This is a genomic window from Micromonospora rhizosphaerae, from assembly GCF_900091465.1.
Classification (GTDB): domain Bacteria; phylum Actinomycetota; class Actinomycetes; order Mycobacteriales; family Micromonosporaceae; genus Micromonospora; species Micromonospora rhizosphaerae.
In genome coordinates this window covers 3108567-3125343 of record NZ_FMHV01000002.1, presented here as the reverse complement: position 1 = coordinate 3125343, position 16777 = coordinate 3108567, and the positions used below count along the sequence as shown (strand labels likewise).

The following is a 16777-nucleotide window of genomic DNA, read 5'->3' as shown; positions in this document are numbered from 1 at the left end:
ATCAGGTCGGGTCGGCGACCGGCGCCACCGGGCCGGCGGTGCCGGCGTGCACCCCGGTCGGGGCCTTCGGCTTGGCGTCGATGCCCGCCTCGGCGCGCTGCTGCGCGGTGATCGGCGTCGGCGCGCCGGTCAGCGGGTCGAAGCCGCCCCGGGTCTTCGGGAAGGCGATCACCTCACGGATCGACTCCGCGCCGGACAGCAGCATGCAGACCCGGTCCCAGCCGAAGGCGATGCCGCCGTGCGGCGGCGGGCCGTACTTGAACGCCTCCAGCAGGAAGCCGAACTTGTCCTGCGCCTCCTCCGGGGTGATGCCCAGCAGGTCGAAGACCCGCCGCTGCACGTCGCTGCGGTGGATACGGATCGAGCCGCCGCCGATCTCGTTGCCGTTGCAGACGATGTCGTAGGCGTAGGCGAGCGCCCGGTCCGGCGCCTCCTCGAACCTGTCCACCCACTCGTCGGTCGGCGAGGTGAACGGGTGGTGCACCGAGGTCCAGCCGCCCGCCCCGCCGGCTTCCTGGTCGGAGATCGGCTCGAACATCGGCGCGTCGACCACCCAGCAGAACGCCCAGGCGCTCTCGTCGATCAGGTTGGCCCGCTTGGCGATCTCGATCCGGGCCGCGCCGAGCAGCTCCTGCGCCTCCCGCGGGTTGGCGCTGGCGGCGAAGAAGATCGCGTCGCCCGGCTTGGCGCCGACCGCGTCGGCCAGCCCGGCCAGGTGCTCGGCGGAGAGGTTCTTCGCCACCGGGCCGCGCGCCTCGCCGGTCTCGGCGTCGAGCACCACGTACGCCAGGCCGCGCGCGCCGCGCGCCTTGGCCCAGTCCTGCCAGCCGTCCAGCTCCTTGCGGCTCTGCGCGGCGCCGCCCGGCATGACCACCGCGCCGACGTACCCGCCGGCGTCGATGGCGCCGGCGAAGACCCGGAACTCGGTGCCGCGCAGGTAGTCGGTCAGCTCGGTCAGCTCCACGCCGTAGCGCAGGTCCGGCTTGTCGGAGCCGTATCGGGCCATCGCGTCGTGCCAGGTGATCCGCGGGATCGGCCGGGGGATCTCGTAGTCGGCCAGGTCGGACCAGAGCGCCGAGACGATGGCCTCGCCGAGGTCGATCACGTCGTCCTCGGTGACGAAGGACATCTCGATGTCGAGCTGGGTGAACTCCGGCTGGCGGTCGGCGCGGAAGTCCTCGTCCCGGTAGCAGCGGGCGATCTGGTAGTACCGCTCCATGCCGCCGACCATCAGCAGCTGCTTGAACAGCTGCGGCGACTGCGGCAGCGCGTACCAGCTGCCCGGCTGGAGCCGGACCGGGACCAGGAAGTCGCGGGCGCCCTCCGGGGTGGACCGGGTCAGCGTCGGCGTCTCGATCTCCAGGAAGTCCCGCTCGTGCAGCACGCCCCGGGCGAGCTGGTTGGCCCGCGAGCGCAGCCGCATCGCGGTGGCCGGGCCGCTGCGGCGCAGATCCAGGTAGCGGTACTTGAGCCGGATGTCGTCGCCGGCCTCGATCTGGTCGTCCACCGGCAGCGGCAGCGGCGCCGCCTCGGAGAGCACCGCCAGCTCGGTGGCGGTCACCTCGATCTCGCCGGTCGGCAGGTCCGGGTTCTCGTTGCCGGCCGGACGCGGGGTCACCTCGCCGGTGACCTTCACGCAGAACTCGTTGCGCAGCGCGTGCGCGTCCTCCTCGCGGAACACCACCTGGACCACGCCGGAGCCGTCGCGCAGGTCGACGAAGATGACACCGCCGTGGTCGCGCCGGCGGGCCACCCACCCGGCGAGCGTCACCGTGGTGCCGGCGTCCATCGCGCGCAGGCTGCCGGCGTCATGGGTACGGATCACGACTTGCGTCTCCTCATCTGCGGTACTCCTCGTCCCCTCGCATTCTGTCAGGACGGCCCCGCCACCCTGCCACGGGTGCAGGGAAGGGGCCCTGGTTATCGCTTTTCGCACGCCCGGCGGCCGCTGTGGTCACCTCAGTCCTGCGGGTCGGCGGGGAGCAGGTGGTAGACCCCCACCGGCCCCTCGGCGAGGGCCCGGGCGCGCTCCTCGGCCGCCCGGTCCAGCCCGGTGAGCCGGTCGCTGTGCTGGCGGAGGTGCTCCTCCCAGGACGGCACCTGGTAGACCTCGACGAAGCCGTGCTCCCGCTCGCCCACCCGGAACAGCCCCCAGCGCATCGCCCCGGTACGCCGCCGGGACCGGCCGACCGCCCGCATCGCTGCCACGAACGCAGCCTGCCGTTCCGGCGGCACGGTGTAGGAGACGGTGACCAGCACCGGCCCGGTCCGCGGGTGCGCCTCCAGGGCCAGGTGCGGCTCCGGCCAGTAGATCGCCGGGTCCTGGTCGACGCCCCGGGTGTCCCGCAGCGGCCAGCGCAGCACGCTCACCGCGCCGAGCGCCATCACCACCCCGGCCGCGGCGAGCGCGACGACCAGGCTGGTCAGCTCGCTCAGCGCGCCCCAGGCCACGGCACCGAGCGCCTGACCGCCGGCGAAGACCATCTGATACACCGACAGGCCCCGGGCGCGTACCCAGCCGGGGAGGAAGAGCTGCATCGCGGCGTTGATGCCGGACAGCACGGTCATCCAGGCCAGCCCGGCGGGCACCAGCGCGGCGACCACCAGGGCCGGCACCGGCACCAGCGCGAGCACCAGCAGCACCCCGGCGTAGAGCAGCCCGGCCAGCAGCAGGCGCTGGCTGCTGGAGAACACCTGCCGGATCCGGGGCAGGACGACGGCGCCGGCCACCGCGCCGGCGCCGAGCGCGGCGAGCAGCAGGCCGTAGCCGCTGGCGCTCAGGCCGAGCCGGTGGCCGGCGACCAGCGGCAGCAGGGCCCAGAGTGCGCTGCCGGGCACCACGACGAGCGCGGCGCGCAGCAGGATCCGCCGGACCACCGGGGAGTGCCGGACGTACCGGCCGCCGGCGCGTAGCGCGGCGGCGAACCGCTCGGGCTCGGTCTCGCGGTCGGGCCGGTCGGGCCGCCAGCGCAGCAGGGCGAGCGCGAAGATCACGAACGAGGCGGCGTTGACCGCGAAGACCACGGCCGCCCCGGCCTTGGCCACCAGCACACCGGCCACGGCCGGGCCGACCGCACGGGCCAGGTTGACGCTGATCGAGCCGAGCGCGGAGGCGGAGACGAGCTGCGCCCGGGGCACCAACTCCGGGATCACCGCCTGCCAGGCCGGCAGGGTGAGCGCCTGCCCGACGCCGAGCGCGAAGGTGAGGCTGAGCAGCAGCGCCGGGGGCATCCGGCCGGTCGCGGTCAACGCGGTGAGCAGCACGCCCACGCCGGCCAGGAAGCACTGGACGGCGATCAGCAGCCGGCGCCGGTCGAAGGTGTCGGCGAGCGCGCCGGCCGGCAGCGCGAGCAGCAGTACGGGCAGCATGCTGGCGGTCTGCACGAGGGCGACCAGGGTCGAGGCGTTGGGCCGGTGGACCAGCAGCCACTGCGCGCCGACGGTCTGCATCCAGGTGCCGACGTTGCTGGCCAGCACCGCCAGCCAGAGGCTGCGGAACGCGGCCAGCCGCAGCGGAGCCCAGGCCGACGCGGGCACGTCGGGTGCGGGTGTCAGGGGCGCGCTCACCGGGCGCAACGTACCCCGGTCGACGGCGGTCGGTCCGGCGATCGGCGAACACCGGCGGCCCCGCCGTGCCAGCCGGTCCCGGCGGGCACGGCACGCGGTCCCGGCGCCGCAGGACTCCGGTACGGCGGAGCGGGCCGCCGGTACCCGGCGGCCCGCTCGCGAGGGGTGGATCAGTAGACGCTGACGCCGTAGACGCTCAGCGCCTCGGTGACCGGCTGGAAGTAGGTGGTGCCGCCGGAGCTGCAGTTGCCGCTGCCGCCGGAGGTGAGACCCAGAGCCGTGTTGCCGGCGAAGAGCGAGCCACCGCTGTCACCCGGCTCGGCGCAGACGGTGGTGCGGATCAGGCCGTAAACGCTGCCCTCGGCGTAGTTGACGGTGGCGTTGAGCGCGGTGACCGAGCCGCTGTGGACGCCGGTGGTGCTGCCGGAGCGCCACACGGTCTGGCCGACGTAGGCGTTGCCGGCGCCGGTGATGTCACGCGAGGTGCCGTTGTAGAGGTAGACGGTGCCGGGGTGGGACAGGCTGGTGTTGCTGTACCGCACGATGCCGTAGTCGTTGCCCGGGAAGCTGGTGCCCGCGCGCGGGCCGATGTAGGTCGTCTGGCTTGAGTTGGTGTACCAGCTCGAGGAGATGTTGGTGCAGTGCCCGGCGGTCAGGAGGTAGTACGTGCCGGCACTGTTCCGCACGTTGAAGCCGAGCGAGCAGCGGCCGCCGCCCCCGGCGTAGATCGCCTGCCCGCCGTTGATCCGGGTGCTCAGCACGCCGGCCTCGGCCTCGATTCGGACCGCGCCGTTCGTGCGGGCGGCGGCGACCTTCACCCGGTCCAGCTTGGCCCCGGTGACGGTGCTGTCGACCGAGACCACGACCTGGTTGGTGGCCGCGTCGATCCACCAGGCGGTGCCCGGGATCTTCGCGAACCGCGCCAGCTCGGCGGTGGCCCGGTTCAGCTCGGCGGCGCCGCGGGCGACGATCTTCGGGGTCGCGCCGGCGGCGCGGACCTCGCGGGCCGCGGCGTCGTCGGTGACGGCGACGACCATCCTGCCGCTGGCGTCGGCGTACGTGCCGGCGGCGCGGTCGCCGAGCCGCTCGGCCAGGCTGGCCGCGGCGTCGGGGGAAGCGGGCGAGACGGGTGCGGCCTGGGCGGGCGCGCCGAGCAGCGAGCCGGCAACCAGGGTTCCGGCGACGGTGACGGTGACGGCGCGACGGAGTGATGACCTCGTGGGTCGCATGAAAAGCCTCCCGGATGGGTGGGGGCCCAACTCCTGGCGAGGGCCCTGGATCGGCCCGGCCGAGGCGGGGGAGCCGGCCGGGCTGACTGAAGTATTCGGATATTTAAGATCATAAGCAAGTGCCCGAATTCACCCGGCGGCCGCACGTAACCGCTGGGCAACATTGTGGACACAGACTGTCATCTATACGATCCGGTCACCGTCGCAATCCCGGCACCCGTGAACCGGAGGCCACGATGACCCTCACCCGACGCGTGCTGGCCATCCTCGCCAGCCTCACCGCCCTCCTCCCGCTCGCCGCCAGCCCCGCCGCCGCCGCCACGACGCCGCCGCCCAACTCGATGGCCAGCCTCGGCGACTCGATCACCCGCGGCTTCAACGCCTGCGGCTGGTACGTCGACTGCACCTCGCGGTCGTTCAGCACCGGTGACTACTCCACCGTGAACAGTCACTACCTGCGGATCCGCGCGGTCAACCCGAACATCCAGGGCCGCAACTACAACGACGCCCGCAGCGGCGCCAAGTCGGCGGACATGTACGGGCAGGCCGGCACCGCGGTCAGTCAGGGCGTCGAGTACGTCACGATGCTCATCGGCGCCAACGACGCCTGCACCAGCTCGGAGTCCACCATGACCTCGGTGACCACGTTCCGGGCCAACATCGACAGCGCCCTCAACCGCATCAAGGCCGGCCTGCCTAACACCCGGGTCGCCGTGATCAGCATCCCGGACATCTACCGCCTCTGGTACATCGGCCGGAACAATCTCAGCGCGCTCAGCGCCTGGTCGGCCTTCGGCATCTGCCAGTCCATGCTGGCCAACGCCACCTCCACCGCGCCGGCGGACGTCGACCGGCGGGCCCGGGTCCGGCAGCGGGTGGTCGACTACAACACCCAGCTCGCCCAGGCCTGCGCCGCGTACGGCACGAACTGCGACTTCGACGGCAACGCGGTGTTCAACTACCAGTTCGTGCTCAGCCAGGTCTCCGGCTGGGACTACTTCCACCCCAACACCAGCGGCCAGGCGGTGCTGGCCAGCGTCTCGTACGCCAACGGTTTCGGCTGGTAGGGAATCCCGGCGTGGTCAGCCGACCCGCCGGCGCGCCCCCGGGCCCGGCCTGGGGATCACGTCGCGCGGGTCGGTCACCTGGTGGCCGTCGGCGCAGCGCAGTTCCACCTGGACCTCGGCGCCGCAGTCGCGGTGCCCGACGCTGAGCGGCGAGCCGTCCGGGTCGGCGAGGTAGCGGTCACCCCAGCCGAGCACCGCCACCAGCACCGGCCAGAGGTCGAGACCCTTCTCGGTCAGCCGGTACTCGTGGCGCACCCGGCTGCCCGGCTCCCGGTACGGCTCGCGGCGCAGCACGCCCGCTTGGACCAGGGTGGCCAGCCGGTTGGCGAGCACCTGCCGGGGGATGCCGGTGCGCACCCGCATGTCGTCGAAGCGGCGGACGCCGCTGAACACCTCGCGGAGCACGACCAGGGTCCACCGCTCGCCGAGGATCGCCATCGCCCGGGCGAGGGTGCAGTTCTCCACCGACCAGTCCAGTGCCGCGGGTCTCATGCCGACCAGGCTAGGTCTCGTTGACAGACTCAGCAACGCGCTGGAAGGCTGAGTCCATGACACAGACGCAGGAACCGGCGCGCAGCCGTACCTTCTCCTGGTCCGACCCGGTGGCGAGCGCGGCGCACATCGGCCGGCGCGGCGGCCTGGAGCTGCTCCGCGCGATGATCGCCGGCGAGCTGGCCACCCCGCCGGTGATGCACCTGATCGACATGGCCCGGATGGAGGCGGACGAGGGCCGGGTCGCGGTGGAGCTGGTGCCGCAGGAGTTCCACTACAACCCGCTCGGCACGGTCCACGGCGGGGTCATCTCCACCCTGCTGGACACCGCCGCCGGCTGCGCCGTGCACACCACGCTGCCGGCCGGCGTCGGTTACACCTCGCTCGACCTCAACGTGAAGTTCCTCCGCCCGGTCACCGTGGCGAGCGGCACCCTGCGCTGCGAGGGCACGGTGCTCCAACGCGGTCGCCGCACCGCCCTCGCCGAGGCCCGCCTGACGGACACGCAGGGCCGCCTCATCGCCCACGCCACCTCCAGCTGCCTCCTCCTCGCCCTCGACACCCCGGCCTGACCCCGCCGCCCGCCGGCCGCCGCCGCGCACATTCATGGAAAGCGTGGTCATGCGGGGCGGGACAGCCACTCCTTCCGAGAAAGCGTGGCTATCCCGGCGCGGGGCGGGAGGGGACGGGTCAGGCCGTGGCGGCGAGGCGGGCGGCGCGGGCGGCGCGGGCGGCGCGCTTCTCCTCGAAGCGGGACGCGGAGCGGTCCAGGGTGTCGAGGTGGGCGCCGATCTGCTCGCGGGCGGCCTCGCCGTCGGCGTCCAGGCCGGTCACGTTCCAGACGTCCCACTGGCGAAGCACCGGGACGACCACGTCGTCGCGGTGCTGCCGCAGGTCGTAGATGCCGGCCAGGGCGATCGCCACCGACTTGCGGGCGAAGCCCTCGATGCCCACCCCGGGCATCTGGAAGTCGGCCAGCACGTCGGCCACCGCCCGCATCGCCTGGCTCGGGGCCAGCTCGAAGGCCGCGCCGAGCAGGTTGCGGTAGAAGACCATGTGCAGGTTCTCGTCGGCGGCCACCCGGGCCAGCAACGCCTCGCAGGTCGGGTCGCCGGTGACCTTGCCGGTGTTGCGGTGCGAGATCCGGGTGGCCAGCTCCTGGAACGACACGTACGCCAGCGAGTGCAGCACCTCGTCGCCGTGCGCGTTCTCGTAGCCCGCCGACATGTGGGTCATCCGGGCCCGCTCCAGCGCCACCGGGTCGACCGCCCGGGTCACCGTGAGGTAGTCGCGGATCGCGGTGCCGTGCCGCCCCTCCTCGGCGGTCCACCGGTGCACCCAGCTCCCCCACGCCCCGTCCCGCCCGAACAGGGTGGCGATCTCGTGGTGGTACGAGGGCAGGTTGTCCTCGGTGAGCAGGTTGACGATCAGCGCCGTCCGGGCCACCTCGGGGATGGCCCGGTCGGTCTCCGACCACGGCTCGCCGCCGAGCGGGCCGTCGAAGTTGCGGCCCTCGCTCCACGGGACGTACTCGTGCGGAAACCACTCCTTCGCCATCGACAGGTGTCGGTCGAGGTTCTTCTCCACCACGGCTTCGAGTTCGAGGAGCAGGGCGGTCTGGCTCAGTGCGGTCACGACGGTCTCCCTACGGTGGCGTAACTTACGCCACCGTAGGTCCCCGCGCCCGTCCGCGCCAGTCGTGGCTCAGCTGATCAGTGGTTTCAGGTCCGCGCGCGGCGGCGTCCACTCCCCCGCCGCCGCGGGGACCTGCTCGCCCGAGCGGATGTCCTTCACTTCGTCCGTCGCGCCCTCGACGCCCGGGAACCAGACGTACGGGATGCCGCGCCGCTCGGCGTACCGGATCTGCTTGCCGAACTTGGCCGCGCTGGGCGACACCTCGGTGGGGATGCCCCGGGAGCGCAGCGCCTCGGCGATCTTGTTGCTCGCCGGCCGCTCGTGCTCGTTGGTGACCGCGACCAGCACGCAGGTCGGCACGCCGCGGGAGATGGAGAGCTCGCCGGCGCCGAAGAGCAGGCCGAGCAGCCGGCTCACCCCGATCGAGATGCCGACGCCGGGGTAGGTGGAGCCGCCGGCGCTGACCAGGTTGTCGTACCGGCCGCCGGAGCAGATCGAGCCGAACCGCTCGTAGCCGATCATCTGGGTCTCGTAGACGGTGCCGGTGTAGTAGTCCAGGCCGCGGGCGATCCGCAGGTCGGCGACGCAGAGCCCGGGGGAGTGCGCGGCGGCGGTCTCCACCACCTCGGTCAGCTCCGCGATGCCCTCGTCGAGCAGCGGGTGGCTCACCCCGAGGGCGCGCACCGCGTCGGCGAAGGAGCCGTCCGGCGCGGAGATCTCGGCCAGCGCCAGGCACGCCTTGGCCTGCGCCTCGCTCGCCCCGGCGGTCTCGGCGAGCAGCTCGGCCACCTTGGCCGGGCCGATCTTGTCGAGCTTGTCCACCGCGCGCAGCGCCGCCTCCGGGTCGGTCAGCCCGATGCCCCGGTAGAAGCCCTCGCAGACCTTGCGGTTGTTGACCTGGATACGCACCGGCGGGATCGGCAGCGAGCGCAGCGCGTCCCCGACCACCAGCGGCATCTCCGCCTCGTAGTGGGCGGGGAGGGTGTCCCGGTCGACGATGTCGATGTCGGCCTGGAGGAACTCCCGGTAGCGCCCCTCCTGCGGCCGCTCGCCCCGCCAGGCCTTCTGGATCTGGTAGCGGCGGAACGGGAACTGCAGCTTGCCGGCGTTCTCCAGCACATACCGGGCGAACGGCACGGTCAGGTCGAAGTGCAGGCCGAGCGCGTCGTCGCCGGTCGCGCCCTCCTGGTCCGCGTGCAGCCGGCGCAGCACGTAGACCTCCTTGGAGGTCTCCCCCTTGCGCAGCAGCTGGTCCAGCGGCTCGACCGAGCGGGTCTCGATCGGGGCGAAGCCGTACAGCTCGAAGGTGGCCCGGATCCGGTCCAGCACGAACTGCTCGATCATCCGCTGGGCGGGAGTCCACTCCGGGAAGCCGGAGATGGGCGTGGGCTTGCTCATGATGCTCCTTCAGGACCCGCGCGGGTGGCGCGGGGAGATCGTGGAAGCGGCCGTCACAGGCCGCGGGTGGGCGCGGCCGGGCGCGCGCCGCCCGCCACCTCGAGGAGGTACGGGTTGCTCGCGCGCTCGCGGCCGATCGTGGTCGCGGGGCCGTGGCCGGGCAGGACGACGGTGTCATCGGCCAGCGGAAGGACCTTCTCCCGCAGACTGGTCAGCATCCGGGGCATGCTGCCGCCCGGCAGGTCGGTGCGGCCGATCGAGCCGGCGAAGAGCACGTCACCGGAGAGGCAGATCTGCTCGGCCTCCCAGCGCGAGCCGGCGCCGGGCATTCGGAACAGCACCGACCCGCCGGTATGGCCGGGAGCGTGGTCGACGGTGATCTCCAACCCGGCCAGGGCCAGGGTCGCGCCGTCGGTGAGCTCGGCGACGTCGTCCGGCTCCGCGTACGGCAGCCGGCCGCCGAAGAGCTGGGTGAGGTCCATGGAGAGCGCCTTGGTCGGATCGGCGAGCAGCTCCCGGTCCTCCGGGTGGACGTACGCGGCGATGCCCCGCGCGCCGCAGACCGGCGCCACGGAGAAGGTGTGGTCGAGGTGGCCGTGGGTGAGCAGCACGGCGACCGGGTGCAGACGGTGTTCGGCGAGCACGGCGTCGAGCCGGTCGAGCACCCCGATCCCGGGGTCGACCACCACGCACTGCTCCCCTGCCGCGGTCGCCACCACGTAGCAGTTGGTGCCGAAGGCGTCCGCCGGAAAGCCGGCCACGAGCACGTCCGCTCCCCTTCCGTCGAGTCGTCGTCCCTTCAGCAGCCTAGTCCGCCGGGCGAGCCGATTTTCCCGACCCACCGGTCCCAACCGCCCCGCGCGGCACAGTGACACGCTCCGATAAACCGAGCCCGGACCTCGTACACCACTTTCCCAGCCGGTACCCGTACACTCTGGCGGGCGTGTGGCGTGGCGCACCCCGAAGGGCGGAGGCGCCCGAGCGCCGGCGGAGATCAGGGTAGAGGAAGGGGAGCACGGGTGGCTTCCAGCAGGGACCGGCAGCGCAAACTGGCGCGGGCCAAGCTCGACCGGCAGCTTGCCCGGCGGGCCGCCGCCGCCAAGCGCCGCCGGCAGATCCAGGCCGCCGTCGGCGCCGCCGTCGTGCTCGCGCTGATCGTGCTCAGCTCGGCCTGGGCGCTCGGCGCCTTCGACTCGAAGGCGGAGAAGAAGGCCGCCGCGGACGTCTGCGTGTGGACCCCCCAGGACGCCAGCGGCAACACCAACCTCAAGGACGTCGGCACCCCGGCCACCACCGGCCTGCCGACCTCCGGCACCCGGGCGATGACCATCACCACCAACCAGGGCGGGCCGATCACCGCCGAACTCGACCTGACCTCGGCGCCGTGCGCCGCGGCGAGCGTCGCCCACCTGGCCAGCCGCTCGTTCTACGACAACACCAAGTGCCACGAGATCACCACCGAGGGCGCGCTGCGCTGCGGCGACCCGAGCGGCACCGGCATCGGTGGCCCCGCCTACTCGTTCTACGACGAGAACGTGCCCTCCGCACCCGAGGCGAGCCCCTCGGCCACGCCGGCCCCGGGCCAGCCCCCGGCGTACCCGAAGGGCACGGTCGCCATGATCGCCAACCCGCCGGGCGCCAACGGCAGCCAGTTCCTCGTCTTCTTCAAGGACTTCAACCCGGCCAAGCCGGCCTACCCGATCATCGGCAAGGTCACCGGCGGCCTCGACGTGGTGGAGAAGATCGGTGCCCTGCCGACCGTGGACAATGGGAGCGGGGCCAAGGTCAAGCCGAAGACCGACGTGGTGATCCAGAGCCTCACCGTCGGCGAGCCGACCACGGCGCCGACGGCCAGCCCCAGCGCCGGCTGACCCCACCCATCCACCACAGCGGCACCGTCCGCGCCCGAGAAGTCCCTAAGGAGTGACCGTGACGTCCACGAGAGAGCGGCAGCGCGCGGCGGCGCGGGCCCGACTCGAGCGGGAGATGGCCGAGCGGGCGGCCAAGGCCCGCAAGCGCCGGCGGACGCAGGCGATCGTCGGCGGCGCGGCGGCGCTGGTGCTCGTGGTCGCCGGCACCGTCTGGCTCGCCGCCAGGCTCGGCGGCGACGACCAGAAGCAGAACGTCGGCGACACGGCGTACGCCCAGTGCGCGTACACCGTGATCCCCAAGGACGGCCAGACCAAGCAGATCAAGGACGTCGGGCTGCCGCCGGCCCAGCAGCAGGACACCGGCACCCAGGCAATGACGATCGACACCAACCTGGGCCCGATCACCGCGAAGATCGACCGGGCCAAGGTGCCCTGCACCGCGGGCAGCTTCACCCACCTGGCCAGCAAGGGCTTCTTCGACAACACCAAGTGCCACCGCCTCGTCACCGAGGGCATCAAGGTGCTGCAGTGTGGTGACCCGAGCGCGACCGGCAACGGCTGGCGGGAGACCGACGGCACCGGCGGCCCGGGCTACAACCTGGCCGAGGAGAACCTGCCGACCGACAAGCGCCCCGCCTACCCGGAGGGGGTCATCGCGATGGCCAACTCCGGCCAGCCGGGCAGCACCGGCAGCCAGTTCTTCATCGTCTACGGCGACTCGCAGCTCGACCCGAACTACACCGTGCTGGGCACCATCACGGCTGGCATGGACGTGGTCAAGCAGGTCGCGGCGGCCGGTGACGACAAGGCCTTCGCGCAGCAGGCCGGCGGCGGCCACCCGAAGAAGGAGATCGTCATCAACAAGCTGGCGATGAGCGACATCACGGGCTGAGCCCACCCGTACGACGAAAGCGCCCGCCGGCCGAAGCCGGCGGGCGCTTTCGTTGGCGAATCAGGCCCCCGAGGTGACCCGGTACGCGTCGAAGACGCCGTCCACCTTGCGGACCGCGGCCAGCAGGTGACCCAGGTGCTTCGGGTCGGCCATCTCGAAGCTGAACCGGCTCACCGCCACCCGGTCGCGGGTGGTGGTGACGGTCGCGGAGAGGATGTTGACCCGCTCGTCGGAGAGCACCCGGGTGACGTCGGCGAGCAGCTTGTGCCGGTCCAGCGCCTCCACCTGGATGGCCACCAGGAACGTCGAGGCGGAGGTGAGCTTCCAACTCACCTCGACCACCCGCTCGCCCTGCGCCTTGAGGTCGTCGGCGTTGGCGCAGTCGTCCCGGTGCACGCTGACCCCGCCGGAGCGGGTGACGAAGCCGAAGACCGCGTCCGGCGGCACCGGGGTGCAGCAGCGGGCCAGCTTGATCCAGACGTCGCTGACGCCCCGGACCACGACACCGGGGTCGTGGCTGCTGGCCCGGCTGCGCGGCGGCCGGGTGGCGACGGCGGTCTCGGCGAGGTCCTCCGCCGCGCCCTCCTCGCCGCCGTACGTGGCCATCAGCTTCTGCACCACCGACTGGGCGGAGACCTGACTGTCGCCGACCGCGGCGTACAGCGACGCGACGTCGGCCAGGTGCAGGTCCCGGGCGATCGCCATCAGCGCGTCCGAGGTGAGCATCCGCTGCAGCGGCATGCCCTGCTTGCGCATCGCCTTGACGATCGCGTCCTTGCCGGCCTCGATCGCCTCCTCGCGCCGCTCCTTGTTGAAGTACTGGCGGATCTTGGTGCGGGCGCGCGGGCTCTTGACGAAGCCGAGCCAGTCCTGCGTCGGGCCGGCCGTGTCGGACTTCGAGGTGAAGATCTCGATCACGTCGCCGTTGGAGAGCGTCGACTCCAGCGGCACCAGCTTGCCGTTGACCCGGGCGCCGATGCACTTGTGCCCGACCTCGGTGTGCACCGCGTACGCGAAGTCCACCGGCGTCGACCCGGTCGGCAGCGGGATGACGTCACCCTTCGGGGTGAAGACGTACACCTCCTGGCTGGACAGGTCGAAGCGGAGCGCGTCCAGGAACTCGCTCGGGTCGGCCGCCTCCCGCTGCCAGTCCAGCAGCTGGCGCAGCCAGGTCATCTCGTCGATGTGCGCCGGCGGGCCGACGATCTGGGTGCCCTTGTGCTCCTTGTACTTCCAGTGCGCGGCGATGCCGAACTCGGCCGTGCGGTGCATGGCGTACGTGCGGATCTGCATCTCCACCGGCTTGCCGGTGGGCCCGATGACCGTCGTGTGCAACGACTGGTACATGTTGAACTTGGGCATGGCGATGTAGTCCTTGAACCGGCCCGGGACCGGCTGCCAGTTGGCGTGGATGACACCCAGCGCCGCGTAGCAGTCCCGCACCGTGTCGACCAGGATCCGCACCCCGACGAGGTCGTAGATGTCGTTGAAGTCGCGACCCCGCACGATCATCTTCTGGTAGATCGAGTAGAGGTGCTTCGGCCGGCCGGTGGTCTCCGCCTTGATCTTGGCGGCCTTGAGGTCCGTCTGCACCTTCTGGGTGACCTGGCGCAGCAGCGCCTCCCGCTGCGGCTGGTGCTCCCCGATCAGGCGGTTGATCTCCTCGTACCGCTTCGGGAAGAGGGTGCCGAAGGCCAGGTCCTCCAGCTCCCACTTGATGGTGTTCATACCCAGCCGGTGCGCGAGCGGGGCCAGGATCTCCAGCGTCTCCTTCGCCTTCTGCTCCTGCTTGGGGCGGGGCAGGAAGGTGAGGGTGCGCATGTTGTGCAGCCGGTCGGCCAGCTTGATCACCAGCACCCGCGGATCCTTGGCCATCGCCACGACCATCTTGCGGATCGTCTCGGCCTTGGCCGCGTCGCCCAGCTTGACCTTGTCCAGCTTCGTCACGCCGTCGACCAGGAGGGTGACCTCCGGGCCGAAGTCGGCCCGCATCTGGTCGAGGGTGTACTCGGTGTCCTCGATCGTGTCGTGCAGCAGCGCGGCGACCAGGGTGGTGGTGTCCATCCCCAGGTTGGCCAGGATGGTCGCCACGGCCAGCGGGTGGGTGATGTACGGGTCGCCCGACTTGCGGTACTGACCGGAGTGCCAGCGCGCGGCGGTGTCGAACGCCCGCTGGAGCAGCCGGGCGTCGGCCTTGGGGTGGTTCTCCCGGTGGGTGGAGATCAGCGGCTCGAGCACCTCGCTGACCTGCGAGGTCTGCCAGGGCGCGTTGAACCGGGCCAGCCGGGCCCGAACCCGGCGGCCGGTGGGCGCGTTGGAGAGCGCGAAGCCACCGCTCGGCGCGGGGTCGCCGGGGCCGTCGGGCGGGAACGGCACAACGACCGCCCCGGGCGTCGAACCACCGCCGGCGGTGCCGTTCGAGCCGACGCCGCTGCCAGAGCCCGTCACCCGGGCCGGCGGGTTACCGCTCCGCTCGGTCACCGAGCCGTCCGCGTCGCCTGTCGGGTGCACCGTGCCCTCCACCGGAGGGACGACATCGTGGGACACCGGCCTCCTCACTGCTCGCCGGGAATGCGCCGACCGTCGGGCCGACGTTCTCTTCAACCGGCCGACGGGCCGGTGTTGTTCCGCGCCGGCCCCCGGGCCGGCGGTGTTCGCGCCACCGGACGCTCACCCGCCCGGTCAGCAAAGGGCAATGCTACCCGCCTGCAGGCTGCCCCGCCGCTCCGCCGGACGGACCGCACCTGGTCCGTCCGGCGGCAACCGAATCAAACGGTCAGCAGGGCATGGACCGGGCGCGGGCTGAGCCGCTTGCGCCCCTCCAGGAACGCGAGCTCGAGCAGCACGGTGAAGCCGGCCACGGTGCCGCCGGCCCGCTCCACCAGGTCGAGGGTGGCCTCGGCGGTGCCACCGGTGGCGAGCACGTCGTCCACCACCAGCACCCGGTGCCCGGCGGTGAACGCGTCCTGGTGCACCTCCAGGGTCGCCTCGCCGTACTCCAGCGCGTAGGAGGCCGAGTACGCCGGGCGGGGCAGCTTGCCGGCCTTGCGCACCGGCACCACGCCGACCCCGGCGGCGTACGCGATGGCGGCGGCGATCACGAAGCCGCGTGCCTCGATGCCGACCACCATGTCGAACGAGTCACGCCCGTGGTGCGCGATGATCCCGTCGATCACCTCGCGGAACACGTGGCCGTCAGCGAAGAGCGGCATCAGGTCCTTGAACACGACCCCGGGCTTCGGGAAGTCCGGCACGTCCAGCACCCGGCTGGCGACCAGTCGGGCGACCTCCGGGCCGCTGTCTCCCCGTACCGCGGTGCTGTGGGTCTCCGTCACGGCAGTTCCGCTTCCCTTCAACGACGACGGCGTCCTCATGCTGCTCGCACAGCATGAAGGACGCCGTCGTGCCGGTTCCTACCGGGTGTCCTCCTCGACCGGTCAGCGACGCTTCGCGCCGCCCGGCCGGTTGCCGCCGCCGCCCGGGCGACCGCCCCGGCCGCCGGTTGGGCGCTTGCCCGCCGGCCGGGCGCCCACCTTCGGCGCCGCGCCGGCCAGGGCCGCCGCCTCCGCGTCGACGGTGGCCGCGCCGGCCTCGGCGGCCCGCGGCGCGCCCTTCGGGGTGAGCTCGCCCCGGGCGATCGCGCCCCGGCGGGCCAGCACCCGCTTGTTGTGCGCGCTGATCCGCGGCTCCTGGTTCTTCAGCAGGACCAGCAGCGGAGTCGCCAGCAGGATCGAGGTCAGGAAGGCCACCGCCATACCGACGAAGAGCACCAGACCGAGGTCCTTCAGGGTGCCCGCACCGAGCAGGCCAGCGCCGATGAAGAGCAGGCCGCCGACCGGGAGCAGGGCCACCACGGAGGTGTTCAGCGACCGCATCAGGCTCTGGTTGAGCGCCAGGTTGGCCGCCTCGCCGTACGTCTGGTTGTTGTTCGCGGTGATGCCCCGGGTGTTCTCCTGGACCTTGTCGAAGACCACGACCACGTCGTAGAGCGCGAAGCCCAGGATGGTGAGGAAACCGATGATCGTCGACGGGGTGACCTCGAAGCCGACCAGCGAGTAGATGCCAGCGGTGAGGAGCAGGTTCATGAACAGCGAACTGATCGCGGAGACCGCCATCCGCCACTCGAAGCGCAGGATCAGGTAGATCGCCACCACCGCGATGAAGATCACCAGACCGAGCAGCGCCCGGGACGTCACCTGGCTGCCCCAGGCCTCGGAGACCTGGCTGCCGCTGATCTGGTCGGTGTTGATGCCGAACTCGCTGGCCATCTCGGTCTTGACCGCGTTGGCCTGCTCCGGGCTGAGCTGGGAGGTGCGCAGCTCGTAGTACTCACCGCTGGTGCTGCCGACCTTCTGCGCGGTCACCACCTCGGCGCCGCCGCCCTTGGACTTCAGCGCCGCGTCCACCTTCGCCTCGGCCTGGTCCAGGGTGCCGACGCTGGCCGGCACCTGGAACGAGTTGCCACCGGCGAACTCGATGCCGAGGCTGAAGCCCCGGACGGCGAAGCTGAGCACGGCGATCAGCACCAGCGCACCGGCCACGGCGAACCAGAGCTTGCGCCGGCCGACGATGTTGAGGTCGGCCTCGCCCCGGTAGAGCCGGGACGCCAGACCACTCTTAGCCATC

General features: G+C 72.1%; 14 protein-coding genes. 4 read left to right on the top strand and 10 right to left on the bottom strand.

What is annotated here, in order from left to right; translation table 11 throughout:
- Position 1 precedes the first annotated feature (1 nt).
- From aspS to GA0070624_RS14990, 3 genes are all read right to left on the bottom strand, one after another.
- A complete protein-coding gene (gene aspS / locus GA0070624_RS15000; protein ID WP_091341559.1) occupies positions 2–1825 on the bottom strand; it encodes an aspartate--tRNA ligase in 1824 nt (607 codons plus the stop codon).
- Positions 1826–1959: 134 nt separating this feature from the next.
- Entirely contained in the window at positions 1960–3567 is a 1608-nt protein-coding gene (locus GA0070624_RS14995) for an MFS transporter (RefSeq protein ID WP_245718794.1), read from the bottom strand.
- Between the two features lie 170 nt (positions 3568–3737).
- Complete coding sequence (locus GA0070624_RS14990) at positions 3738–4796, bottom strand: S1 family peptidase (RefSeq protein WP_091341558.1); 1059 nt, start codon at positions 4794–4796, stop codon at positions 3738–3740.
- Positions 4797–5032: 236 nt separating this feature from the next.
- Between GA0070624_RS14990 and GA0070624_RS14985 the strand changes: the two genes are divergently transcribed.
- Positions 5033–5863, top strand: a complete 831-nt coding sequence (locus tag GA0070624_RS14985) for an SGNH/GDSL hydrolase family protein (RefSeq protein ID WP_091341556.1) — start codon at positions 5033–5035, stop codon at positions 5861–5863.
- 15 nt (positions 5864–5878) lie between these two features.
- On the opposite strand, the gene GA0070624_RS14980 is transcribed toward GA0070624_RS14985, so the two are convergent.
- Positions 5879–6355 (bottom strand): winged helix-turn-helix transcriptional regulator, encoded by a 477-nt coding sequence (locus tag GA0070624_RS14980; protein ID WP_091341554.1) that lies wholly within the window; start codon positions 6353–6355, stop codon positions 5879–5881.
- Positions 6356–6411: 56 nt separating this feature from the next.
- On the opposite strand from GA0070624_RS14980, the gene GA0070624_RS14975 reads away from it, so the two are divergent.
- A complete protein-coding gene (locus tag GA0070624_RS14975) occupies positions 6412–6927 on the top strand; it encodes a PaaI family thioesterase (RefSeq protein ID WP_091341552.1) in 516 nt (171 codons plus the stop codon).
- A 118-nt stretch (positions 6928–7045) separates the two neighbouring features.
- On the opposite strand, the gene GA0070624_RS14970 is transcribed toward GA0070624_RS14975, so the two are convergent.
- From GA0070624_RS14970 to GA0070624_RS14960, 3 genes are all read right to left on the bottom strand, one after another.
- Positions 7046–7990: an acyl-ACP desaturase gene (locus tag GA0070624_RS14970; protein WP_091341550.1), complete on the bottom strand. Its 945-nt coding sequence runs from the start codon at positions 7988–7990 to the stop codon at positions 7046–7048.
- A gap of 69 nt (positions 7991–8059) precedes the next feature.
- Positions 8060–9388 (bottom strand): histidine--tRNA ligase, encoded by a 1329-nt coding sequence (gene hisS / locus GA0070624_RS14965; RefSeq protein WP_091341548.1) that lies wholly within the window; start codon positions 9386–9388, stop codon positions 8060–8062.
- Between the two features lie 53 nt (positions 9389–9441).
- Positions 9442–10155 carry an MBL fold metallo-hydrolase gene (locus GA0070624_RS14960; RefSeq protein ID WP_091341546.1) on the bottom strand — a complete coding sequence of 238 codons (714 nt, stop codon included), beginning with the start codon at positions 10153–10155 and terminating at the stop codon, positions 9442–9444.
- Between the two features lie 252 nt (positions 10156–10407).
- On the opposite strand from GA0070624_RS14960, the gene GA0070624_RS14955 reads away from it, so the two are divergent.
- Complete coding sequence (locus GA0070624_RS14955) at positions 10408–11259, top strand: peptidylprolyl isomerase (protein ID WP_091341544.1); 852 nt, start codon at positions 10408–10410, stop codon at positions 11257–11259.
- A 58-nt stretch (positions 11260–11317) separates the two neighbouring features.
- A complete protein-coding gene (locus GA0070624_RS14950; protein WP_091341542.1) occupies positions 11318–12151 on the top strand; it encodes a peptidylprolyl isomerase in 834 nt (277 codons plus the stop codon).
- A 60-nt stretch (positions 12152–12211) separates the two neighbouring features.
- Here GA0070624_RS14950 and GA0070624_RS14945 read toward each other — a convergent pair whose 3' ends face one another.
- From GA0070624_RS14945 to secF, 3 genes are all read right to left on the bottom strand, one after another.
- Complete coding sequence (locus tag GA0070624_RS14945) at positions 12212–14698, bottom strand: RelA/SpoT family protein (RefSeq protein ID WP_091341540.1); 2487 nt, start codon at positions 14696–14698, stop codon at positions 12212–12214.
- Between the two features lie 221 nt (positions 14699–14919).
- Positions 14920–15486: an adenine phosphoribosyltransferase gene (locus tag GA0070624_RS14940; RefSeq protein ID WP_091341538.1), complete on the bottom strand. Its 567-nt coding sequence runs from the start codon at positions 15484–15486 to the stop codon at positions 14920–14922.
- Between the two features lie 102 nt (positions 15487–15588).
- Positions 15589–16776, bottom strand: coding sequence for a protein translocase subunit SecF (gene secF, locus GA0070624_RS14935; RefSeq protein WP_091341535.1), 1188 nt, complete (start codon positions 16774–16776; stop codon positions 15589–15591).
- Between the last annotated feature and the right edge of the window lies 1 nt (position 16777).

Bases quoted from the DNA above. Each gene is read 5' to 3' on its own strand.
- GA0070624_RS14990 (WP_091341558.1), bottom strand. From the start codon at position 4,796: ATGCGACCCACGAGGTCATCACTCCGTCGCGCCGTCACCGTCACCGTC.
- GA0070624_RS14985 (WP_091341556.1), top strand. From the start codon at position 5,033: ATGACCCTCACCCGACGCGTGCTGGCCATCCTCGCCAGCCTCACCGCC.
- GA0070624_RS14980 (WP_091341554.1), bottom strand. From the start codon at position 6,355: ATGAGACCCGCGGCACTGGACTGGTCGGTGGAGAACTGCACCCTCGCC.
- GA0070624_RS14975 (WP_091341552.1), top strand. From the start codon at position 6,412: ATGACACAGACGCAGGAACCGGCGCGCAGCCGTACCTTCTCCTGGTCC.
- hisS (WP_091341548.1), bottom strand. From the start codon at position 9,388: ATGAGCAAGCCCACGCCCATCTCCGGCTTCCCGGAGTGGACTCCCGCC.
- secF (WP_091341535.1), bottom strand. From the start codon at position 16,776: ATGGCTAAGAGTGGTCTGGCGTCCCGGCTCTACCGGGGCGAGGCCGAC.